This window comes from Amylibacter sp. SFDW26 (genome assembly GCF_009184395.1).
Lineage (GTDB): Bacteria > Pseudomonadota > Alphaproteobacteria > Rhodobacterales > Rhodobacteraceae > Amylibacter.
The window spans coordinates 913,960-935,589 of the sequence record NZ_WEIC01000001.1; the positions used below are offsets into that span (position 1 = coordinate 913,960).

At 43.8% G+C, this 21,630-nt stretch carries 22 protein-coding genes; 17 read left to right on the forward strand and 5 right to left on the reverse strand.

Annotation, left to right across the window (positions count from 1 at the left end; translation table 11 throughout):
* Positions 1-144: 144 nt before the first annotated feature.
* The 9 genes from F9L33_RS04560 to F9L33_RS04600 all read left to right on the forward strand — a co-directional run bounded on the left by F9L33_RS04560 (position 145) and on the right by F9L33_RS04600 (position 8,608).
* Positions 145-882 (forward strand): DUF1194 domain-containing protein, encoded by a 738-nt coding sequence (locus F9L33_RS04560; protein ID WP_152141540.1) that lies wholly within the window; start codon positions 145-147, stop codon positions 880-882.
* Positions 883-1,140: 258 nt separating this feature from the next.
* Positions 1,141-2,244 carry a Hint domain-containing protein gene (locus tag F9L33_RS04565; protein ID WP_152141541.1) on the forward strand — a complete coding sequence of 368 codons (1,104 nt, stop codon included), beginning with the start codon at positions 1,141-1,143 and terminating at the stop codon, positions 2,242-2,244.
* A 114-nt stretch (positions 2,245-2,358) separates the two neighbouring features.
* The gene (locus F9L33_RS04570; RefSeq protein ID WP_152141542.1) at positions 2,359-2,844 is read left to right on the forward strand and encodes an SspB family protein; all 486 of its coding nucleotides are present in this window, start codon (positions 2,359-2,361) and stop codon (positions 2,842-2,844) included.
* A 112-nt stretch (positions 2,845-2,956) separates the two neighbouring features.
* Entirely contained in the window at positions 2,957-3,460 is a 504-nt protein-coding gene (locus tag F9L33_RS04575; protein WP_152141543.1) for a class I SAM-dependent methyltransferase, read from the forward strand.
* 71 nt (positions 3,461-3,531) lie between these two features.
* A complete protein-coding gene (gene fumC, locus F9L33_RS04580) occupies positions 3,532-4,923 on the forward strand; it encodes a class II fumarate hydratase (RefSeq protein ID WP_152141544.1) in 1,392 nt (463 codons plus the stop codon).
* 257 nt (positions 4,924-5,180) lie between these two features.
* Positions 5,181-6,044, forward strand: coding sequence for a hypothetical protein (locus F9L33_RS04585; protein ID WP_152141545.1), 864 nt, complete (start codon positions 5,181-5,183; stop codon positions 6,042-6,044).
* Between the two features lie 36 nt (positions 6,045-6,080).
* A complete protein-coding gene (locus tag F9L33_RS04590; RefSeq protein ID WP_152141546.1) occupies positions 6,081-7,142 on the forward strand; it encodes a Hint domain-containing protein in 1,062 nt (353 codons plus the stop codon).
* A 184-nt stretch (positions 7,143-7,326) separates the two neighbouring features.
* The gene (locus F9L33_RS04595) at positions 7,327-8,334 is read left to right on the forward strand and encodes a Hint domain-containing protein (RefSeq protein ID WP_152141547.1); all 1,008 of its coding nucleotides are present in this window, start codon (positions 7,327-7,329) and stop codon (positions 8,332-8,334) included.
* A gap of 22 nt (positions 8,335-8,356) precedes the next feature.
* Positions 8,357-8,608 (forward strand): ribbon-helix-helix domain-containing protein, encoded by a 252-nt coding sequence (locus F9L33_RS04600; RefSeq protein ID WP_152141548.1) that lies wholly within the window; start codon positions 8,357-8,359, stop codon positions 8,606-8,608.
* On the opposite strand, the gene F9L33_RS04605 is transcribed toward F9L33_RS04600, so the two are convergent.
* From F9L33_RS04605 to F9L33_RS04615, 3 genes are all read right to left on the reverse strand, one after another.
* The gene (locus F9L33_RS04605; RefSeq protein WP_152141549.1) at positions 8,565-9,956 is read right to left on the reverse strand and encodes a cytochrome P450; all 1,392 of its coding nucleotides are present in this window, start codon (positions 9,954-9,956) and stop codon (positions 8,565-8,567) included. The genes F9L33_RS04600 and F9L33_RS04605 overlap by 44 nt on opposite strands.
* Positions 9,953-11,176 carry a hypothetical protein gene (locus F9L33_RS04610; protein WP_152141550.1) on the reverse strand — a complete coding sequence of 408 codons (1,224 nt, stop codon included), beginning with the start codon at positions 11,174-11,176 and terminating at the stop codon, positions 9,953-9,955. The genes F9L33_RS04605 and F9L33_RS04610 overlap by 4 nt, the downstream gene beginning before the upstream one ends.
* Positions 11,177-11,242: 66 nt before the next feature.
* On the reverse strand, positions 11,243-11,995 hold the full coding sequence (locus F9L33_RS04615; RefSeq protein ID WP_152141551.1) for a cytochrome c biogenesis CcdA family protein: 753 nt from the start codon (positions 11,993-11,995) through the stop codon (positions 11,243-11,245).
* A gap of 83 nt (positions 11,996-12,078) precedes the next feature.
* Between F9L33_RS04615 and F9L33_RS04620 the strand changes: the two genes are divergently transcribed.
* The 6 genes from F9L33_RS04620 (at position 12,079) to grxD (ending at position 17,116) form a co-directional block, all read left to right on the forward strand.
* Positions 12,079-12,306: a sulfurtransferase TusA family protein gene (locus F9L33_RS04620; protein WP_152141899.1), complete on the forward strand. Its 228-nt coding sequence runs from the start codon at positions 12,079-12,081 to the stop codon at positions 12,304-12,306.
* A gap of 78 nt (positions 12,307-12,384) precedes the next feature.
* Positions 12,385-13,287, forward strand: coding sequence for a LysR family transcriptional regulator (locus F9L33_RS04625; RefSeq protein WP_152141552.1), 903 nt, complete (start codon positions 12,385-12,387; stop codon positions 13,285-13,287).
* A gap of 298 nt (positions 13,288-13,585) precedes the next feature.
* Positions 13,586-15,748: a phosphoribosylformylglycinamidine synthase subunit PurL gene (purL, locus tag F9L33_RS04630; protein ID WP_152141553.1), complete on the forward strand. Its 2,163-nt coding sequence runs from the start codon at positions 13,586-13,588 to the stop codon at positions 15,746-15,748.
* 11 nt (positions 15,749-15,759) lie between these two features.
* On the forward strand, positions 15,760-15,996 hold the full coding sequence (locus tag F9L33_RS04635; protein WP_152141554.1) for a BolA/IbaG family iron-sulfur metabolism protein: 237 nt from the start codon (positions 15,760-15,762) through the stop codon (positions 15,994-15,996).
* 334 nt (positions 15,997-16,330) lie between these two features.
* The gene (locus tag F9L33_RS04640) at positions 16,331-16,519 is read left to right on the forward strand and encodes a hypothetical protein (protein WP_152141555.1); all 189 of its coding nucleotides are present in this window, start codon (positions 16,331-16,333) and stop codon (positions 16,517-16,519) included.
* A 234-nt stretch (positions 16,520-16,753) separates the two neighbouring features.
* Complete coding sequence (gene grxD / locus F9L33_RS04645) at positions 16,754-17,116, forward strand: Grx4 family monothiol glutaredoxin (protein ID WP_152141556.1); 363 nt, start codon at positions 16,754-16,756, stop codon at positions 17,114-17,116.
* A gap of 15 nt (positions 17,117-17,131) precedes the next feature.
* Here grxD and F9L33_RS04650 read toward each other — a convergent pair whose 3' ends face one another.
* Complete coding sequence (locus F9L33_RS04650) at positions 17,132-17,650, reverse strand: cell division protein ZapA (protein ID WP_152141557.1); 519 nt, start codon at positions 17,648-17,650, stop codon at positions 17,132-17,134.
* A gap of 1 nt (position 17,651) precedes the next feature.
* On the reverse strand, positions 17,652-18,257 hold the full coding sequence (locus F9L33_RS04655; RefSeq protein ID WP_152141558.1) for a hypothetical protein: 606 nt from the start codon (positions 18,255-18,257) through the stop codon (positions 17,652-17,654).
* 196 nt (positions 18,258-18,453) lie between these two features.
* Between F9L33_RS04655 and tkt the strand changes: the two genes are divergently transcribed.
* Together tkt and gap are read left to right on the forward strand one after the other, a co-directional pair.
* Positions 18,454-20,478 carry a transketolase gene (gene tkt, locus F9L33_RS04660; RefSeq protein ID WP_152141559.1) on the forward strand — a complete coding sequence of 675 codons (2,025 nt, stop codon included), beginning with the start codon at positions 18,454-18,456 and terminating at the stop codon, positions 20,476-20,478.
* Between the two features lie 150 nt (positions 20,479-20,628).
* Complete coding sequence (gap, locus tag F9L33_RS04665; protein WP_152141560.1) at positions 20,629-21,630, forward strand: type I glyceraldehyde-3-phosphate dehydrogenase; 1,002 nt, start codon at positions 20,629-20,631, stop codon at positions 21,628-21,630.

The following is a 21,630-nucleotide window of genomic DNA, read 5'->3' on the forward strand; positions in this document are numbered from 1 at the left end:
AGTCCTGATAATACGAAATCATATTATGGAAAATCCGATTAATGCCACCAACGTAAATGTTACTGCTTATCCTTTTACATAGATTGCATTTGAACCGCATTTCTATAGCATTTCTTTTATGTACTCTACGAACACTCACCAAAAATGAATGCTCAACTTTTCATACAAATGTGCTGCGCTGCTTTATTGGGATTTGGCCCTACTCAAGCAATCGCACAAGATAGATGTTCTGTAGAGCTCATCCTTGCACTTGATGTCTCTGGAAGCGTCGACTGGAAAGAGTACCGTTTACAACGTGTCGGCGTCGCCTCTGCATTTCGCGACCCAGAAGTGACCGAGTTAATATCTTTTTTACCAGGCGGCATTCAAGTTGCCATTACACAATGGGCTGGCCCACAAGATCAGCGTGTTGTTTTAAACTGGCATAGCATTCAAAACAAGCAATCCTCTTTTGCGTTTGCAGATAAGATTGAAGATACAACACGTTACACAAGTGGCCCTATGACAGCAATTGGCAATGCCCTAATCCATGCGAACCGATTACTGCAACGTAATCCAAAGCCTTGTCTTAAAAGCGTTATTGATGTCAGTGCAGATGGGCATAATAACCAAGGCAATGAACCAGCTGATGTCGCTGCAATTTTAGAAGCCAAAGGTGTTACAATAAATGCATTGGTCGTTGTTGGCGAAGACCTGACTTTGTTAAGGTATTTTGAAAAGAACGTCATACGTGGCCACGGCGCTTTTGTTCAACCAACATACGGGTATAAAGATTACGCACGCGCCATAAAAGAGAAGTTATTACGAGAACTTTCACCAAGCCTATCTTACATAGATACAGAACAACCAAACCACTTCGTCACAGTGGAATACAAAAAGTAAATGTATTGCCACACCACCAATAGGTGTCGCCAATGGTTTATTTTTTGAAAGTACAAATTATTTTCCATATTATTCAATAAGATAAAAAAGAAAACACAACCCTTGCGGTATTTGAAACATAAGGTGCACCGTCATTTGCAATCTTCCCACATATTCCGTTATTTTAATATAAAAGACTCGTTATCCATTGGCGTTAAGAGATTATAGATTAATAAAGAATAAGCATAGAAAACAGCGTTGGAGTGTAGGGCTTGTAAAATGATGATCAGTAATTTGATTGTAAATGGATCAGACATAATACTTAACCCTAATGTGAATGCACTTTCTGGTGCAGGCAATAATAATGCAGGCCTTATCACTGTTGAAGCAGGACAGTCTGTATTTGAGGATGACGATGTTGTTGTATTCGAAATCCAAGACGTTCCTGTAAATGGTGAGATATCTGGGGCAGCTGGTTTTATTGGTGTTAAAGTGTATGAAAATGCTGCGGATTTTGCGTCAGGTACAATCAAATTCACCTACACTCCACAAAACCATGGACAAACAGCAACCATACAAAATTCAATAGACGGTATTGGGGATACTTATATACGTATCAATTCTGGTGTTTTGATATCCAGTAATGCAGGTGCACCTAGTTTAAGTGGCAATCTATTTATTGCTCCTAGCTCCAATCTTACGAATAGCTCTACGCCACAAACATTCAATCATGAAACTGATATCGACTTTAACGGAGATGGAAGTATTTCATCACCACCATCTGTTGAGACGGGCAATGGAATCTTAAATCTTGAATCGTCTATCGTCCCTTGTTTCGTACGTGGCACACATATCTTAACATCCAAAGGCACTATGAAAATCGAATATATTTCCTTGGGCGATAAAGTTTTAACACGCGAAAATGGATACCAAAAAGTTAAGTGGATAGCTTCAGAAACTGTAAATGCTTTGGGTGATTTGGCACCTATCTTAATTTCCAAAGGTGCAATGCAAAATCATCGCGACTTGTTGGTATCCCCACAGCACCGCATGGTTATACGTGATCCAAAGGCAGAATTGTTGCTTGGCCAATCCGAAGTTCTGATCCCTGCAAAAGATTTAGTGAATGGCACTACAATCGTAACAATCGAAGGCAGTTATATTGAATACTACCATATCATGTTTGAGGAACATCAAATCATCTACGCCGAAGGCATTGCTACAGAAAGCTTTCATCCAGGCAAGCAAATCTTAGAAGCGATGCACCAAGATGCTCGCGATGAAATTCACGCATTGTTCCCGGAACTAAACGGAGACATTGCAGCTTACGGACAAGCAGCAATGCGCAGCTTAAAGAGTTACGAGGCGCGCCTTTTGCCCTAAACACTTATAAATATCCATATATAAGAGTGGTTTTTCACTTAAAGAGCCAATCAAGGTCTTTTCAGTTCTCATCATTGCTATATGCTGGTTTCGACTAATACGAACGAGCATAATATGACTGATACAATTGACTACGGAAAAATGATGCATAACGCCATGCGTGGCCTTATGGCTGACCTTTTACGTAAAATAGCCAAAGACGGCAGCTTACCTGGCGAACATCACTTCTTTATTTGTTTTGATACAAACCATCCAGGCGTAGATATTGCGGATTGGTTACGAGATCGTTACCCAGAAGAAATGACCATTGTTATTCAACATTGGTTTGAAAACCTCACTGTATTAGATGATCGCTTTTCAATCACGTTAAATTTCAATGACTCACCAGAACCATTGGTTGTACCCTATGATGCAATAAAAACATTTGTTGATCCAAGTGTGGAGTTTGGCTTGCGGTTTGAAGAGGAGGAAGAAACCTACCTTGAAGAGGTTCCCGAAAGCCCAATGATTATGATTGAGGATGAGCATGAGGAAATAGCTGAAGAGAAGCCGAAAAAAGAAGCCGAGATCGTTTCCTTGGATAGCTTCAGAAAAGAGTGATTTTCTTGATATAATATCGTTACAATAAGCCAGTAATATATGGCGTATGCTAAACGATAAAGATCATAACCGACTGTTTCGAAAACAACTTTGCACAAAGCCTAAAGAAATTATGGCTATTGCTCCATCATCGCGTGCGCTTTGTGACAAAATGGTTGAAAGATTGCGGCCTAATTTCGGAAATGTAATCGAATTAGGTGCTGGTACGGGGAAAATCACAGAAAGCCTTTTGGTCCACGGGTTTAACCAAAACCAATTAGCATTGTTTGAAATAAATGATTATTTTTACATACATTTACGCAACTCTTTCCCCAAAAGCCATGTAATCAAATCATCAGCAGAAAACCTAAGAACTGCCCCCCTACTGAATGTTCAGGCGGTGGTTTCTGGTTTGCCATTTTTGGGCATGAAAAAGAAATTACAGGAAAACATCTTGAGCGAAGCTTTCAAGAAACTAAAATCTGGTGGTGTATTCATTCAATATACTTATGGTTTAAAACCACCCGTTGCACGTTCAGTAAGGCAAAACTTGGGGCTTTCTACAAAACTTATAGCGCCCGTTTTGAATAATTTACCCCCTGCGCGTGTATATGAGTTCAGAAAAACTATAATATAATGTTTCACAGACTTGTGTAGCATACCCAAAGCCTATTATAGAATCTTAAGACTTATTTGGGGACACGCACGATGACAGCCACACGCACAGAAACTGACAGTTTTGGACCACTAGAGGTTCCTTCGGACAAATATTGGGGCGCACAAACGCAACGAAGCCTAATTAACTTTCCAATCGGTTGGGAGAAACAACCTGTTGCAATCGTTCGCGCCCTTGGTGTTATCAAACAAGCCTGTGCTCAAGCAAACCTTGAACTTGGCAAATTGACACCAGAGGTCGCAGGGCCTGTTATCAGAGCAGCAGGTGAAGTTTTCGAAGGTGCATTGGACGATCATTTCCCTCTAGTTGTTTGGCAAACAGGTTCTGGCACACAATCAAACATGAACGCAAATGAGGTTATTTCAAATCGCGCGATTGAAATCTTGAACGGCGAGATGGGGTCAAAACAACCAGTTCACCCTAATGACCATTGTAATATGGGTCAGTCATCTAACGATACATTCCCAACAGCAATGCACATTGCAACGGCCATGACTGCACATGATATATTAATACCGGGTTTAGAAAAGCTTCATACTGCAATTACAGAAAAAGCTGAAAGTTTCAAAGACATAATCAAAATCGGACGTACACACACACAAGATGCAACTCCGTTGACACTCGGCCAAGAATTTGGCGGTTACGCATTCCAAATCGAACAAGGTATCAAACGCGTCAAACACGCTTTAGAAAACATTTATCCATTAGCCCAAGGCGGCACAGCCGTTGGTACTGGCTTAAACACGCCACAAGGTTGGGGCGAGATGGTTGCCGCAAATATGGCAGAGATTACAGGCCTACCGTTCGTGACAGCACCTAATAAATTCGAAGCATTGGCAGCACATGATGCAATGGTTGAAATGTCTGGTGCTCTAAAAACGGTTGCAGCTTCTCTATTTAAAATAGCCAATGATATCAGACTATTAGGATCGGGCCCACGTTGTGGTCTGGGCGAATTGATGTTGCCAGAGAATGAACCTGGGTCATCCATCATGCCAGGCAAAGTGAACCCAACACAATGTGAAGCACTTACACAAGTTTGCGCCCATGTCTTTGGTAATGATGCAGCAGTTGGTTTTGCAGGATCCCAAGGACACTTTGAGCTGAACGTCTACAAGCCAATGATGGCATACAACGTTTTACAGTCGATGCAATTGCTTGGAGATGCTTCTGTAGCCTTTACGGACAACTGCATTGACGGATTAGAAGCCGATGAAGATCGCATCAGTTCTCTAATGTGGGAAAGCTTAATGTTGGTCACGGCATTGGCTCCAGAGATTGGGTATGACAATGCAACTAAGGTTGCGAAAACTGCCCATAAAAATAGAACCACTTTGAAAGAAGAAGCCGTAAACCTTGGTTTTGTAACAGCTGAGCGCTTTGATGAAGTCGTACAGCCTAAGGATATGATAGGCCCTAAATAGCATAATTTAGACACCATTTATTTTATTGATGGCCCTATCACATTGATGGGGCCATTTGTTTTTTTAAGCCAGGTTGCCCCAAAGGCAAAGTACACCCATAAGTTGCATCAAGTTCCAGCTTACTTTTAGGCAAAGTTTAATGGACAAAATCACAATTTTGTGCAATATTTACTTATAGATAACCTGCCGCAAATAAGGTGGGATCGAAAAAAGAGTAGTTAGGTATGGTTAGTACAGGCACTAAGGCAGGCATAGGTGTGCGTGATCCATTGATGTTGTCAACGGATCAATCGGTGTGCCTAACGCCCATAAAAACCAATAAAAACAAGCCTAAAACAACACAAACCGAACACTTATCATATGACGAACGCTTAAATCTTGCGCGTAAAAAACTATTGGGTGATATGCCTTCACCATGCCCAATAGAAAACGCCTCAAAGGTACAACCTCATAAACCTGCGGAACCTCAAATATCCTCATCTTATGACGCGCGCTTGGAAAGTATTCGTCAAAAATTACTTTCCGACATGGATTTACCATCCTGGAGTAACGTTGAAGCGGACAAAAAAAATACTACAAGAAAGACAATCAAACCTCTTGTTTTAGAAAAAGCACAGATCAAAAATAGCCCAATGTGTCTAATTTCGACTACACAAACAGAGAATACTAAGCCAGTCGATCTAGAAGTTGCTGTAGATAATGAACAATTAGTGCCTGAAAACGAAGAATATCCAGACAACCAAAAGGCTATATTTGAATTCCACCAAAATGAGGTGCAAACAGATGAGGTTTTCTTTGTAGAACCTTCGAACCAAACCGCCCAACAGACAGGTAACGCTGCTGAAAGCACCCCACCAATCGTGCCTGCAAAGAGTTCAAACAAAGTCATCTATACAGCGCCACGCGCAAAGCTCTTTTCGTATGATACCCATATAAAAGTTAGATTTACGCCACATGATTTACCATATGACGTTACTGGCGTTGCTGGTGAAGGCTCAACTGAAACTGAAAGCTGGCTTCAGAAAGATGCCATGGAGCACTACTTGATGCTCCAAGCTCAAGCTCGTGAATACGAAGCCAAACAAGGCGCAACATACAGGTCTTTTACTCATGACGTGTAAATGGGCCATATATAACGACCTGAGCGGGGTGATATAATGCCCCAACAGTTTCTTTCCATACAAGTTAATGGTGACCCTCTAGGCGGTGGCCCACTGACAGCTGGTATCGTTGAAACTGTTACTGTTGTTGATGATGATGGTTTTTTGCAATCAGGCGGGCAAGATGTCTCTGGCACTGCACAATTTCAAATTGGCGGCGCTGACTTTACAACAACATCATGGCCCGGAGATCAGGGTACTGGAATTGAGATTTACTCTGCAACGGTAAATGGGCAACCTGTAACATTTGGCTATTTAACGGCTTCTGGTGACGGTGTTGATGATGCCATTAACCGTCTTGTCGTATTGTCTGGAACGATCAATCCAGGTGATATTATTTCCACCATCACAGCCGTCAGCACAGATACTCAGCTACCGTACACTAAAGGGGGCATACCAAGCATTACGTGCTTTACACCAGGAACAACAATAACAACGCCAACTGGCCCTGTAGCTGTAGAAAACCTAAAAACTGGCGATCTTGTTATAACTGCGGATAATGGCCTTCAAGCTATTCGATGGGTTGGCCGAAAATATATATCTGGCGCACGCATGGAGGCGCACCCCCACCTGCGACCTGTCCGAATTAGGGCACACTCCTTTGGACGCAATAAACCAGAGAGAGATCTAGTTGTATCACCACAACACCGTATATTTATAAAATCTAAACAAGCACAGGTTATGTTCGGTTCTCATGAAGTTCTGATACCAGCCAAAGGGCTACTAAACGACCATACAATTACATTGGATCACAATGCCAAAGCTACGGAATACATCCACATCTTATTCGATAATCACGAACTGATCGAAGCCAATGGTATTTGGTCAGAAAGCTTCCACCCGAACAAAGCATCCGTAGATGGTCTCGATGATGATGCGCGGAATGAGTTATTTGAGATATTCCCCGAATTGAATAATGACATCGGCACTTACGGACCAAGCGCACGACAATCGCTTTCAGTGACTGAGGCCGCGACTTTACAATCGAAATCAAAAATAAAAAATAGCTCATATAGATTAACTTTACACCATAGAAACATGTTTTTTAACGACTTTTAATCATATCACTATTTGCACTTTAAAAGTGTTAATTTATTGCTAAAAAAACTGAATAGCTGTATCTTTTACATAATAAGCTCAAACCCACAAAAAGATGGGTAAAAAAGAGCATAATGAGGCGGGCAGTTCAGATCATACATATAAGTGTGGCTACTCTGCTCATGAAAGCGGTGCAGAGCGGTAAATGCCACAGTCATTTACATCATTTCAGGTCGATCGCGACCCATTAGGTGCATTCCGTCTGCGGATTGGCATCGCTGAAACTGTGGAAATTCCAGATGATGATGGTTTCTTGCAGCCAAACACAACGGATACAGGAACACAATTCACAATCAACGGTGTTGATTTTACATCATCTGCCTATCCAAATTACGCACAAACTGGTAATGCCGTTGAGATATACACGGGCACAGTAAACGGCCAGCCTATAACATTCGCATATCTGACAGCTGCTAATGATGGCGTTGATGATGCGGTCAATCGTATTGTCGTACTTGAAGGTAGCTTAGCCCAAGGCCAGCAAATTCGGAATATTAACCTATCTTCGGGTAACACGAATATTGAATACACGAATATTCCAAGCATAATTTGCTTTACTCCAGGAACGTTCATTGCGACAGCACGCGGCTCTGTTTTAGTTGAAAACCTACAAGTGGATGATTTGGTCATTACAGCAGACAATGGCTTACAAGCTATTCGTTGGGTTGGGAAAAAACGTATGACAGGTGCTCGCCTTATGGCTTACCCGAAATTACGACCAGTTCGCATTCGCAAAGATGCTTTTGGGCCAGGTGTCCCCTACCGCGATATGCACGTGTCACCGCAACACCGCATGTTAATTGATGCCGACCGTGCTTTGATCGACCATGGTGAACGAGAAGTATTGGCACCAGCAAAAGGGTTGCTGAATGATTACTCTGTCACTGTGGATTATAAGATAAAGCAAACAGAATATATTCATATTCTTTTTGACAAACATGAAATCATCTTTGCCAATGGTGCAAAAACGGAAAGCTTTCATCCTGGACATATGTCTATGTCAGCAATAGATGACGCTCCGCGCGAAGAACTGTTTGAAATTTTCCCAGAGCTGCAAACAAACACGAATTCATATGGCCCATCGGCACGTAAAATATTACAAGTAGGTGAAGCAGCCGCCCTTGAAGAGGAAGGTTTCTCACTCTTTAACTAAACAATAAGAGGCCCATGTGAGTATGATAGATACTTTAATCAGTGAACTCGATCTTGGACGCCCCCAAAAGCATTCTCTTACACTACGTGGGCACCGTACTAGCGTATCTTTAGAAGATCCCTATTGGCTTGCGTTTGTCAAAATTGCGCAAAGAGAAAATACACCAATAAATGAATTGGCCGCAAAAATTGACGCGGCACGTTTAGTTGATGCAGGGCTTGCCAGTGCCATCAGGATTTTTGTTTTGCGCTGGTATCAATACCACGCGAAGTAAGTTTTAAATGAATGCCACTTTCAGCCCGCACTGTGAGATGCGCGACTGGCCTTGGCACTATACCAACAGTCTCAATCTTAAAGGCTTGGATCAACATAGTTATCATCAAAACACCTTCGATCATTGCAAACCCCGCCCCCGTACATACACGTTGCCCTGCGGAAAATGGCATGTAAGCTTCGCGGGCTGATTTCTTAGTCGCTTCTTTTTTCCAACGATCAGGATCAAACTCATCAGGCCTATCCCAAAACCGCTCATGGCGTTGTAAATGCCATGGACTTAACACAATTTGGCTACCGACTTTAATCTTACGGTCACGAAAAATCTCTGGCTTAATATTTTCACGCACCATCATCGGAACAGGTGGATACAGGCGCAATGCTTCACGAAATACATCACGTGTGAAAGGCAACTTAGATAAATTAGCAAAACTTAACTCATCCAATGCAGTCACTTCAGCTGCCACTCTATCTTGTGTTTCTTGATCTACCGCCAACAGGTAAAGCGTCCATGCTAATGCACTGGCAGAGGTTTCATGCCCAGCTAGAAAGAAGATCGCCACTTGATCAACCATTTCGGACGGCGTAAATGAGTCACCTGTTACTGGGTCACATGTTGTCATGATCTTAGTCGCCAAATCATCAGGTGCAGTACCTGCCTTGATCTGTTCAAATCGATCATTTGTAAGGCGCGTTAAAAGTTTACGAATATCCGCACTTGTGCGTTTGGTACTGCTACGTTGTAATTTTGGTATCCAATTTGGAATTTTAAAGAAGCTTGCAACTGTCATAAGCGGTTGCGTACGTTGATATTCTTTAAACTTGTTGAAAATTTGTTTTGCGTCATCATCCGTAATTGGAATGGAAAACAAAGTGCGAAATATAATATCAGCAGCCAACTGGCTTGCCTGCTCTTCAATCTCTATTGAAGGCTGATCAGATAACTTTTTGAGTCGTTCAACAGCATCGCTCCCAGCAGCCATCATAGATGGGAAAACATCGCGCAAACGTCCCCCTTCAAAGGCTGGGTCAATGATACGGCGCTGCCGTTTCCACAATTCACCGTTTGATACAAAAACGCCGTCACCTAGGAGTGAATATAGTGCACCTTTAATAATTTCTGACTTTGGAAAACTGTCGGGATCTTTTTTTAAAACATGATCCACTAACTTGGGGTCATTCACAAAGTAAGATTTGAAAAATGGCAATCGAAACTCTGCCATCCAAGCGCGATACAGTTTTTGCGGTTGAGATTCAAAAATATCCTTTCGAAACAATCTCATATGCTGCAACATCGTCACTTTATCTGGGCGATTTTTTGGCTTTGGTGGAATAAAATCTTTACTCATTTCGGCGCCTCTGTCGATGTGAATTTATTCACAGAACGCGTGATCATTGACGGGCTTGGGGCGCGGTTAGCGAAACGGCTTTGTAAAGTTATGGGGCCCGCTGTGATTTGAAAATAATCATAATCTCGCGGACGATCGAAATGACAAAGGTATTGGAAATGCATACGGAAAAAACGGTTCTTGATACGCGCATAATACTCTTTGGATAATGTTTGCGTAAACGCAGCGGAAAACACCAGCGGTCCAGTTTGGCCCGTTTCAGGTGCTACTCCACTGACAGCCGCTGGTTCGCACAAAGCAAAGGTACAGCCATCACCAGGTGCTGTGATATCTACCCAAGTCAACTCTTCGCGTTGGCAAAGGAATTGTAGATCGTTCCGCAACATCCAAGCTTTTGGCAAAAAACTCACCATTGGTACCACATGGCCCAAGGTTAGAAACGCTAACTTTGGACCATCCTTTGGCACACCAAAGCGGCGAATAAGATCAGCAAGAATTGAAATAGACAAGTGAGCGCCAGATGAGTGTCCAACAACCAGCACTTCATCCACATCATCTTGTAATGCTTGATGAATACTCTGTGCAAATTCACGCATTCGCGTCTGTAACACCTCTGGAATATCACCATCATATTGTGCAGAGAATGCATAATCATGCATCAGATAATAAGCATAAATTTTATTATCTATAGATTTGAACCACATCATCACGGCACACAGCACCCCAAGACCAACAACAGCACCAAAAACCCAATGGATTAAATATCCGGCCAAGCTGTAAGCGATGTATCCTAAACATAACCCAACCAACAATTGGGTTAGTAAAATCACAACAGGATAAAGTGCCGCGATAATCGGGCCTTTTTGCAATTTTGTTAGACGAAACAAGGATCCAGTCGAAATATAGGCCCAAGCTGTGCGCGCCAACAACCAAAAGCTGCCTGCAATAGTGCGTTCCATAGATTTTTGGACAATGTCAGACCACAGCAAAAAATCAAAATCTGTATGCGTTGCCTGCCCACCTATCGTTGTATTAACAGTCCAGCCATAGGTTTGGCTTTTGCCACCTCTCCCTTTTAATGTCAGATCATAGCCAGAAACACCGGCCTGCAATGCACCCTCGGTGCGATACAGCTCTCGGTACCTGCGTGGTAAAATCGGGTCATACCCTGGAACGTAAAAGACTTTACGTTTTTTAACCTGTTGTTTTTCGTTGGACATACAATCATGCCTATTTGCTCGTTATAGGCGAACTATAGGCAAAGATTTCGGAAAAAGTAAGGCAGATTAACCAACGGCAGCCAATGCTGGGAAAGTTTCCAACAACCATAATGCAAGGCGGGTAAATGCACCCGTCATCATCATAATACCAACGGTTACCAACATACCGCCCATGATTTTTTCAATCAGCCCCATATGACGCTTAAAACGATTCATCAAACCAATCGCACGATTGATAAATACTGAAGCAATAATAAACGGCACACCCAAACCAATTGCATAGGTTGCCAATAACATCGTTCCGCGTGTGATCGATGCCTCTTGCGCTGACAACGCTAAAATCGCACCCAAAATAGGACCAATACAAGGTGTCCAGCCAAACGCAAATGCAAGGCCTAGGATATAGGCACCAAAGGATGATCCGCCACGATCGCCTGCATCAAAGCGGGCTTCGCGTTGTAAGAATGGTAATGTGATCAAGCCAAGGAAATGCAAGCCAAATACAACGATTACACCACCTGAGATTTGTGCTAGAAGTGTTTGATTTTGCAAAAATAACTGCCCAAATGCAGATGCCGCAAACCCTAAAAATATGAAAACAGTAGATAAACCAAGTGCAAAGAATATCGCTGCGATTACCGCAGGTTTGTTAGACACTTTTTCATCCGTCATTTCTGACATAGAAATACCGCCCATATAGGCCAAGTATGGTGGAACGATCGGCAAGACACATGGCGACAAAAAGCTAATGATCCCTGCAAGCAAGGCCACAAACAAAGACGGCATCAAGGCCGCATCAAAAAGATCGATTCCAAACATAAAGCTCTTCTAACTTGGCAATTCATCAAGGTCACGTCACATATGCGTGGACTTCTGTAACATCCGCGATTAATTCACTGCCTATGACCTATGACGCTGAACTAGATGCAACAGGGCTTTTATGTCCCTTACCTGTGTTAAAAGCCCGCAAACGCTTGCAGGCTTTACAATCTGGACAGGTTCTTAAAATGCTTGCAGATGATCCAGCGGCCATTGTTGATGTTCCCCATTTTTGCGCGGAACAAGGCCATGAATTGTTAAAACAAGCCGAAGAATCTGGTGCGCAAGTCTATTTTTTGCAAAAAGCATAACCCAATCACTATTTTTTCTATGAATCATAGCCACATCGGTTATGGTCATCGCAATTAATAATAAAACAGGGGATTACAATGGATTGGGATAAGCTAAGGGTCTTTCATGCCGTTGCTGATGCTGGCAGCCTTACCCACGCAGGAAATACGCTCCATTTGTCCCAGTCAGCTGTCAGTCGCCAAATTCGTGCGCTAGAAGAAACGCTTGATGTTATTCTATTTCACCGCCACGCCCGCGGTTTGATTTTAACCGAGCAAGGTGAGCTTTTATTTGATGCTACTCGCGATATGTCGAGCAAATTAGAAGCAACAACCGCGCGTATTCGTGATGCAGAAGATGAAGTTATTGGTGAGCTACGCGTTACAACAACAACAGGTTTTGGAACACTGTGGTTGGCGCCACGTATTGGCCGCCTTTATGATAAGCACCCAGAATTGAAAATCGACTTAATGCTGGAAGAACGCGTATTGGATCTGCCAATGCGTGAAGCCGACGTAGCTATTCGTATGAAAGAACCAAGTCAGGCTGATCTCGTGCGCCGTCGCTTGATGGATGTACACATGCGCCTTTACGCAACACAAGAATATCTGGATTATTTTGGTCATCCCAAAACGATGGAAGACTTAGCAAATCACAGAATCCTCAGCCAAAATCTGACATCGCGCCAAGTAAATGAGAGTGTAAAGTGGCTAAAACCCCTACTTTCATCCAATCATGCCTCTCATTTGACAGTGAATAACTACTTTGGCGTCTTACAAGCCACTCTTCACAATGTGGGAATCGGTGTGCTGCCAAACTACGTCAGTAGGAAATTTCCAGACCTTATTCGTGTACTTCCAGAAGACGAAAGTCAGGTTATTCCAGTTTATTTAGCTTACCCAGAGGAACTTAGACAGTCAAAAAGGGTTGCCGCTTTCCGTGACTTCGTTGTGGACGAAATAAAGAATACTAAGAAAAGTGATTTAATATTAGATACTTGAGTATATTTTAATCACTCTACGTAACAGTTATGCAAAAAGTGACTAGCGGGTATGTTCGTTCGTCACTTGTCGTTAACCCTTTGCCTATATAATTATCAGATTGAAGATGAGCGGACGAGCAACGTTGTTGCGTTCCCGCCCGTTCTTCACCTCCCTGTTGGACTAAGGCCGAGCGTTGTCTCGGCCTCTTTTTTTGCGCAAAGGCTTTTTTGCCTTAATCCATACAGATTCTCCTCTTTCCCTTAGTCTCATTGACCGATAAAAGAACCGCAAAACACGCCTACTTTGGGGATCTCATATGACCATCGAGCCAGAAATCAACGAACAACTGATCAAAGACCACGGGCTTGCCCCAAATGAATACCAACGTATTCTTGATTTGATGGGCCGCACCCCAACATTTACCGAACTTGGTATTTTCTCGGCGATGTGGAACGAACACTGTTCCTATAAATCCTCTAAAAAATGGCTACGCACTCTGCCAACCGAAGGTCCACAAGTGATTTGTGGACCAGGTGAAAACGCTGGTATCGTGGATATCGGCGATGGTGATGCGATCGTTTTCAAAATGGAAAGCCACAACCACCCTTCTTACATCGAACCGTACCAAGGTGCAGCAACAGGCGTTGGTGGTATCTTGCGCGATGTGTTCACAATGGGTGCGCGCCCTATTGCGGCTATGAATTCACTATCTTTTGGCGAAATCACACACCCAAAAACAAAATCATTGGTCAACGGCGTTGTTGAAGGTGTTGGCGGTTACGGCAACTGCTTTGGCGTTCCAACTGTTGGCGGCGAAGTCCGTTTCCACGAAGCATACAATGGCAACTGTCTTGTAAATGCATTTGCCGCTGGTTTGGCAAAAACAGACAGCATTTTCTACTCTGCTGCATCAGGTGTTGGTATGCCTGTTGTTTACCTAGGCGCAAAAACAGGCCGCGACGGTGTTGGCGGTGCGACAATGGCATCCGCTGAATTCGACGATACAATCGAAGATAAACGCCCAACAGTTCAAGTGGGTGACCCGTTCACCGAAAAACGCTTGATGGAAGCCACATTGGAATTGATGCAAACAGGTGCTGTGATTTCCATCCAAGATATGGGGGCCGCTGGCCTGACATGTTCTGCGGTGGAAATGGGCGATAAGGGTAATCTTGGTGTGAAGCTCACACTCGAAGATGTGCCAATCCGCGAAGAAAACATGACAGCCTACGAAATGATGCTGTCTGAAAGCCAAGAACGTATGTTGATGGTTCTAAATCCTGATCTTGAAGCAGAAGCAAAAGCTGTGTTTGATAAATGGGACTTGGACTTTGCTATTGTGGGTGAAACAATCGCAGAAGATCGCTTTATCATCATGCACAATGGTGAATTGAAAGCCGACCTGCCGCTGAAAGCTTTGTCTGGTACAGCTCCAGAATACGACCGTCCTTGGGTGGAAACACCGACTGCGGCACCGCTGACAGATGCACCAGAAGTGAATGCAGCAGACGCATTGGTCAAACTGATCGGCACGCCAAACTATTCATCACGTCGTTGGGTCTATGAACAGTACGACCACATGGTGATGGCAGATACCGTTGTGCGCCCTGGTTCAGACGCTGGCGTTGTGCGTATTCACGGCACAGATAAAGCCGTAGCTTTCACATCAGATGTGACACCACGTTATTGTAAAGCCAACCCTACTGAAGGCGGCAAACAAGCGGTTGCAGAAGCCTATCGAAATCTATGTGCAACGGGTGCTAAGCCATTGGCAACAACAGATAATTTGAACTTCGGCAACCCGGAAAAACCAGAAATTATGGGGCAATTCGTGGGCTGTATCAAAGGTATAGGCGAAGCCGTTTCTGCACTGGATATGCCAATCGTATCAGGCAATGTATCGCTTTATAACGAAACCGATGGCGAGGGCATTTTGCCAACCCCAACAATCGGTGCTGTTGGCCTATTGGAAAACTTAGATCAGATGATCCGTGTGCGCCCGAACGATGGCGACACATTGGTATTGATCGGCAAAACAGACGGTCACTTGGGCCAATCAGCATTGCTAAAAGAATTGTTCAACCGCGAAGATGGCGATGCGCCACATGTTGATCTGGCTGCTGAAAAAGCCGCAGGTGAATTTGTGCGTAACGCACATAGAGCGGGACAAATCACAGCGGCACATGATCTGTCAGACGGCGGTCTTGCATTGGCTGTGGCCGATATGGCCCTTGCTGGTAATGTGGGTGCAACAATCAAAGCTGGTGATACAGGTTGGTTCTTTGGCGAAGACCAAGCCCGTTACCTGCTGGCAACCAAAGACGCAGACGCATTGATTACAGCGGCAAAATCTGCTGAAATAGACGCAATTGAAATTGGCAGCTTTGGCGGCACAGACATCACATTGGGCGATACATCAACCACATTGGCCGATATCAAAGCCGCCTCGGATGCTGGCATCCCAAGTTTCGCAGCATAAGGAACAAACATATGGCAATGGAAGCATCACAAATAGAGGCCCTACTGCGTGAAGCCTTTCCAACGGCAGAAATCGAAGTCATGGGCGACGATGGTGTTCATATGGGTGCTAAAGTCGTAGCCGAAGAGTTCAAAGGCAAAAACCGCGTAGCCCAACAGCGCATGGTTTATGCTGCTTTGAAGGGTAAAATGGATGGTTCAAACGGCGAATTGCATGCTCTGCAATTGACGACAGCCGTTAAGGAATAACCTTAAGATTAGCCGCTACCTTGATTTTATAGTCTACTTTCATATTTATATACTTAGAATTTATAAATATGAGGGCACTATTGTTAACTAATCTTGACCTGATACTCATCACAATTATCCCTATTATCCTATGTATCTTTGCAATTGGGTTCATTTTTCGTAAACTGTTTTTCAATAGGAAAGGCTACTATTGGCAAGCCGACACAGAATACGACGTAGTACATCATCAAGTATGGACTTCTGAAATGAACCAACATTCGCATACATATTTGCGTTCAAAAGACCCAAAAATGCATTCAAAGTATTTTGCACCCAAAACAAAGGAGAAAGAATAATGGATTACAATATTATACTTATCGTCGCTGTAATTGGATTGTTCCTCTGGCTAATTCGCTCACATGATCGAGATGTAAAATCTACAGATGCGGACCCAAACATTCACCGCAACAATAAAGAACTCGCTGTGTTTCTTGCCAATCCTGGTACGCAGAACAACGTTCTGAAATCGTTTGCTTTTCGGTAATGATAAGCATTCTTATTACAGATTAGTAATTAACAAAAACACTCATGTGCATACTACAAATAACACAATGGTAGGTTTGTGAATAAGTGAGGCCGTCAGTTTCTAAATTAATTAGATTTCAGACTGTTTACTATAAATGTCTTATCCAGAATAACGGCTAAAAGACTTGCGCCCACACAATTCTCCGCTAAATGATAGTGCAAAGCAAAATTCCTGCAATAAGGACCTGTAAAAATGACTGATGCAAATGCACAAATCAAAGAAACTGTAGACGGCAATGATGTTGTTCTGTTTATGAAAGGCACATCAACAATGCCGCAATGTGGATTTTCATCCCGTGTGGCTGGCGTATTGAATTACATGGGCGTTCAATATGCGGACGTGAATGTATTAGCAGATGAAAATATCCGCCAAGGTATCAAAGATTTTTCAGATTGGCCGACAATTCCACAACTTTATGTCAAAGGTGAATTCGTTGGCGGTTGCGACATTATCACTGAAATGACCTTGTCAGGTGAACTGGATACAATGTTTGAAGAAAACGGCGTTGATTTCGATAAAGAAGCGGCGAACAAAATCCGCGAGTCAAACGCTTGATATATAAAAGGGCGCTTAAGCGCCCTTTTTCTCTATGCTTTCAACCATACGTTCTATCGCATTAACAGCTAAGACTAGCTTAGAATTACTGTCTTCTGCATTTGCGGCACTTTGCTCAGCTTCCGCAGTCTTTTCAGCTAAAGATTTTTCCTTCTCAGCTAAAGCTTTTTCTGCAACTTCTACTTTATCATCTGCAACCTTTAGCTTTTCACCTACAGCCTTTAGCTCGTCATTTGCAGTGGCTAGATCAGCCTTAAGCTTATCAATTTCAGCAGACACTTCATGCGCTAATGGTCCGCCTTCATTTTCTCGCGCTGCTGCGGCCAGTTGATCCTCCAAACTTGCTGTTTTATCAGCAAGCATTAGACCAGACATCAGCAGCATACGGCTTTCTGGGATACGTCCCATAGCGGTATTTAAAGCATCAGCCTCTACATCCAGCATCGCAGCTGCGGCGTGCAAGAAATCTTCTTCACCCTCTTTACAAACAACTTCGAATTCTCTTCCGCCAATATGGATTTTAATCTCTGGCATCTTATTTCGCCTCTACTAGTGGGAGTAACTTTTCAAGAATTACATTTACTTCAGCCAAATCAACTTCGCGTTGAGCTTTTAATGCAGCAAGCTCTTTGGCTATATCCGAAGTATCTGCATTTGAGGCTTGTTTATTTTTTGCTGTATCAAGGGCAGCTTGCAAGTCTGCCTTCGCTTTTTCAGCTTCAGCAAGCTTTGCAACCACAGCTTCCAGTTCACCATCCGCTTTGGATGTATCTGCAATATTTTCTTGCGCCTGACTTAACGCAACCTCTGCAGCTAGTTTTTGTGCCGCAAGTTCAGAGAGTTGATTTTGTGCAATTTCACCTGATTTTACAGAAGCTTCCAAGCTTGTTGTTAGCTCTGTAATTTTAGCTTCCAGTGTAGAGTTAACTTCAGTGGCGTCAGCCGTTTCTTTCTTTGCACTCGCAATTTCTGCTGTCGCAGCTTCAAGAACTTGCTCTTGCTCAACTTTCCATGCTTCAAGCTTTGTTACTTGCTCGGAAAGTTTATTTTTTTCTACATCAACATCTGCATTAGACGCATTCTCTTCCATAGCAGCTAAAGCCGCGTTAAACCTTCTTTCCAGTCTTCTTATTGCCCGCATCTTGCCCCTCGTTGCAAAACTTAATCATTTGATTCGAAATCATATTGGATCAATTATGCATTTTTCCCAATAAAAAACAAATCTATGCGCCATTATCTTCGTGTAATAGCACACATCCGCTTGACCCACCTCAAATGCTTGCTATCACAGGTGTGGGAACTCTCATTCTAATAGCTGCTATAAAGGGCCTTCTTACGTGGAACTTTCAGAACTTAAAACCAAACATCCAGAACATTTCAAAAAAGCGGCTGCGATCCGCATTATGGCAGCAGATGCTGTTCATGCCGCTGCATCGGGTCACCAAGGTATGCCAATTGGCATGGCCGATGTGGCAACCGTGCTTTTTGAAAACCATTTAAAATTCGATGCCAAAAACCCTGATTGGCCAGATCGCGACCGCTTCATTCTGTCTGCAGGTCACGGTTCTATGTTGATTTACGCGCTTTTGCATCTAACTGGATACGAAGACATGACAATGGATCAAATCCGCAACTTCCGCCAATTAGGTGCGAAAACTGCGGGCCACCCTGAATACGGTCATGCAAAAGGTATTGAAACAACAACCGGCCCATTAGGCCAAGGTATTTCAAACGCTGTTGGTTTTGCGATGGCAGAACAATCCCTACAAGCACGCTTTGGCAAAAAAGCTGTTGATCACCATACTTATGTGATCGCAGGCGACGGTTGTTTGATGGAAGGTGTCAGCCAAGAAGCAATCGGTCTAGCTGGTCGTCATCAATTGGGCAAATTGATCGTTCTTTGGGATGATAACAACATCACAATCGACGGCACAGTAGAATTATCAGACAGCACAGATCAATTGGCACGCTTTGAAGCATCGGGTTGGTCTGTATTCGCCGTAGACGGTCATGATCCAGCAGCGATTGATCGTGCTATTTCAGAAGCCAAGAAATCGCCAAAACCTTCAATGATTGCTTGCAAAACAACAATCGCGATTGGTGTGGACGGTGTAGCAAACACATCAGGCGGCCATGGTTACAACATCAAAGGCGATCAATTGGTGCAAATGCGCGAAGCTTATGATTGGCCTTATCCTGCAAATGAAGTCCCGGCCGATGTTAAATCTGCTTGGGAAGCTATTGGTTCCCGCGGTGCCGCAGCACGTGCCGAATGGGATGAAGCCTTTGCAAAACTATCAGGCGCAAAACAGGCTGAATTCAACCGCTGCATGGCAGGTGATCCATCTAAAAAGCTTTCAGCAGCTATCAAACGTCTGAAGAAAGAGATTTCTGAAACGCAGCCAAAAGCAGCAACACGTAAATCCAGCCAAATGGCATTGGAAGTGATCAACCCGATCATGCAAGAAACCATTGGTGGCTCTGCGGATCTGGAAGGCTCTAACAACACACGTACCGCTGGTATGACCAACTTTGAACCAGGCAACCGTGGTGGCCGCCACATCAGCTATGGTATCCGTGAACATGGTATGGCTGCAGCGATGAACGGCATGGCATTGCATGGTGGTGTGCGCCCATATGGTGGTACATTTATGTGTTTCACAGACTATGCCCGCCCTTCTATGCGCTTGGCAGCTTTGATGGAAATTCCAACAGTGTTTGTAATGACGCACGACAGTATTGGTCTGGGCGAAGACGGCCCAACACACCAACCTGTTGAACATTTGGCAATCAGCCGTTCTACACCGAACACAAACGTGTTTCGTCCAGCGGATAGTGTGGAAACAGCAGAAGCTTGGGAATTGGCAATAACGTCGAAAAAGACCCCTTCTGTTCTGTCTTTGACACGTCAAGGATTGCCGACTGTACGCACCAAACACACGAATAAGAATATGACTGCAATGGGTGCTTATGTTTTGGCAGAAGCTGAAAAAGGCATGAAACGTAAAGTGATCTTACTGGCAACAGGCTCCGAAGTGGAAATAGCAATGGAAGCTAAAGCCAAACTAGAGGCCGAAGGTATCGGGACACGCGTTGTATCTATGCCATGCTGGGAACTGTTTGAACAACAAGACGAAACATATCGTCGTCGCGTTCTGCCAGCAGGTCCTGTGCGTGTTGGTGTTGAAGCGGCTTGCCGTCAAGGTTGGGATCGTTGGTTGTCAGGTGAACGTGGTTCTTACAAAAAATCTGCATTCGTGGGCATGGAATCATTCGGTGCCTCTGCCCCAGCAGAAGAGCTGTTTGAGCACTTTGGCATCACAGCAGACAATGTAACAAAAGCCGCAAAAGACCTATTATAATTCGCGTTAGCGTACTTTATCGCTAACATTTTGCGCCATTTTGACGCCCAAGGATAAAACCTTGGGCGTTATGCTTTGTTTAACGCCCATGAGCCTCTATCTAAGTGGCAGATTTATAACAGGCGGTTCTTCCGCCCTATGGAGAGTACCATGACATTAAAAGTTGGCATTAACGGTTTTGGCCGTATTGGTCGTTCAACCCTTTCAGCAATCATTGAAAGCGGCCGTACGGATATCGAAGTTGTAGCATTGAATGCAACAGGCCCGATTGAAACGACAGCCCATCTTTTGAAATACGATTCAGTTCACGGACGTTGTGCGGGTGATGTGAAAATCACTGATGGTGCATTGGACGTTGGCAAAGGCCCAATGCGTATGTTCTCAACATACGATCCAACTGAATTGGATTGGTCTGGTGTGGATGTTGTTTTGGAATGTTCAGGTAAATTCAACTCAAAAGAAGCATCACAAGTCCACTTGGATCAAGGCGCAAAACGCGTATTGATTTCTGCACCAGGTAAGAACGCGGACAAGACTGTTGTTTATGGCGTAAACCATGATTCAATGACATCAGATGATTTGATCGTTTCAAACGCATCTTGCACAACAAACTGCTTGGCTCCTGTTGCAAAAGTTCTAAACGATGCAATCGGCATCGAAAAAGGCATCATGACCACGATCCACGCTTATACAGGTGACCAGCCAACATTGGACCGTCGTCACAAAGACCTATACCGCGCACGTGCAGCGGCAATGTCTATGATCCCAACATCTACAGGTGCTGCGGCAGCTGTTGGTTTGGTTCTGCCAGAGTTAAACGGCAAATTGGACGGCTCTGCAATCCGTGTGCCAACACCAAACGTATCTGCGGTTGATCTAACATTCACAGCATCACGCGATGTGACAATCGAGGAAGTGAACGCAGCGATTGAAGAAGCCGCAAACGGTTACATGAAGGGTGTTCTTGAATACTCAACAGAACCTTTGGTGTCCATTGACTTCAACCACAACACACACTCATCAAACTTTGCTTCTGAACAAACAAAAGTTATGGGCGGAAACATGGTGCGTATCCTATCTTGGTACGACAATGAATGGGGCTTCTCTTGCCGTATGGCAGATACTGCCGTAGCTATGGGTAAGCTTATCTAA

Coding starts and splice junctions, on each gene's coding strand:
- F9L33_RS04560 (WP_152141540.1), top strand. CDS start 145: ATGAATGCTCAACTTTTCATACAAATGTGCTGCGCTGCTTTATTGGGA.
- F9L33_RS04565 (WP_152141541.1), top strand. CDS start 1,141: ATGATGATCAGTAATTTGATTGTAAATGGATCAGACATAATACTTAAC.
- F9L33_RS04570 (WP_152141542.1), top strand. CDS start 2,359: ATGACTGATACAATTGACTACGGAAAAATGATGCATAACGCCATGCGT.
- F9L33_RS04575 (WP_152141543.1), top strand. CDS start 2,957: ATGGCTATTGCTCCATCATCGCGTGCGCTTTGTGACAAAATGGTTGAA.
- fumC (WP_152141544.1), top strand. CDS start 3,532: ATGACAGCCACACGCACAGAAACTGACAGTTTTGGACCACTAGAGGTT.
- F9L33_RS04590 (WP_152141546.1), top strand. CDS start 6,081: ATGCCCCAACAGTTTCTTTCCATACAAGTTAATGGTGACCCTCTAGGC.
- F9L33_RS04595 (WP_152141547.1), top strand. CDS start 7,327: ATGCCACAGTCATTTACATCATTTCAGGTCGATCGCGACCCATTAGGT.
- F9L33_RS04600 (WP_152141548.1), top strand. CDS start 8,357: ATGATAGATACTTTAATCAGTGAACTCGATCTTGGACGCCCCCAAAAG.
- F9L33_RS04605 (WP_152141549.1), bottom strand. CDS start 9,956: ATGAGTAAAGATTTTATTCCACCAAAGCCAAAAAATCGCCCAGATAAA.
- F9L33_RS04610 (WP_152141550.1), bottom strand. CDS start 11,176: ATGTCCAACGAAAAACAACAGGTTAAAAAACGTAAAGTCTTTTACGTT.
- F9L33_RS04615 (WP_152141551.1), bottom strand. CDS start 11,995: ATGTTTGGAATCGATCTTTTTGATGCGGCCTTGATGCCGTCTTTGTTT.
- F9L33_RS04620 (WP_152141899.1), top strand. CDS start 12,079: ATGACCTATGACGCTGAACTAGATGCAACAGGGCTTTTATGTCCCTTA.
- F9L33_RS04625 (WP_152141552.1), top strand. CDS start 12,385: ATGGATTGGGATAAGCTAAGGGTCTTTCATGCCGTTGCTGATGCTGGC.
- purL (WP_152141553.1), top strand. CDS start 13,586: ATGACCATCGAGCCAGAAATCAACGAACAACTGATCAAAGACCACGGG.
- F9L33_RS04635 (WP_152141554.1), top strand. CDS start 15,760: ATGGCAATGGAAGCATCACAAATAGAGGCCCTACTGCGTGAAGCCTTT.
- F9L33_RS04640 (WP_152141555.1), top strand. CDS start 16,331: ATGGATTACAATATTATACTTATCGTCGCTGTAATTGGATTGTTCCTC.
- grxD (WP_152141556.1), top strand. CDS start 16,754: ATGACTGATGCAAATGCACAAATCAAAGAAACTGTAGACGGCAATGAT.
- F9L33_RS04650 (WP_152141557.1), bottom strand. CDS start 17,650: ATGCCAGAGATTAAAATCCATATTGGCGGAAGAGAATTCGAAGTTGTT.
- F9L33_RS04655 (WP_152141558.1), bottom strand. CDS start 18,257: ATGCGGGCAATAAGAAGACTGGAAAGAAGGTTTAACGCGGCTTTAGCT.
- gap (WP_152141560.1), top strand. CDS start 20,629: ATGACATTAAAAGTTGGCATTAACGGTTTTGGCCGTATTGGTCGTTCA.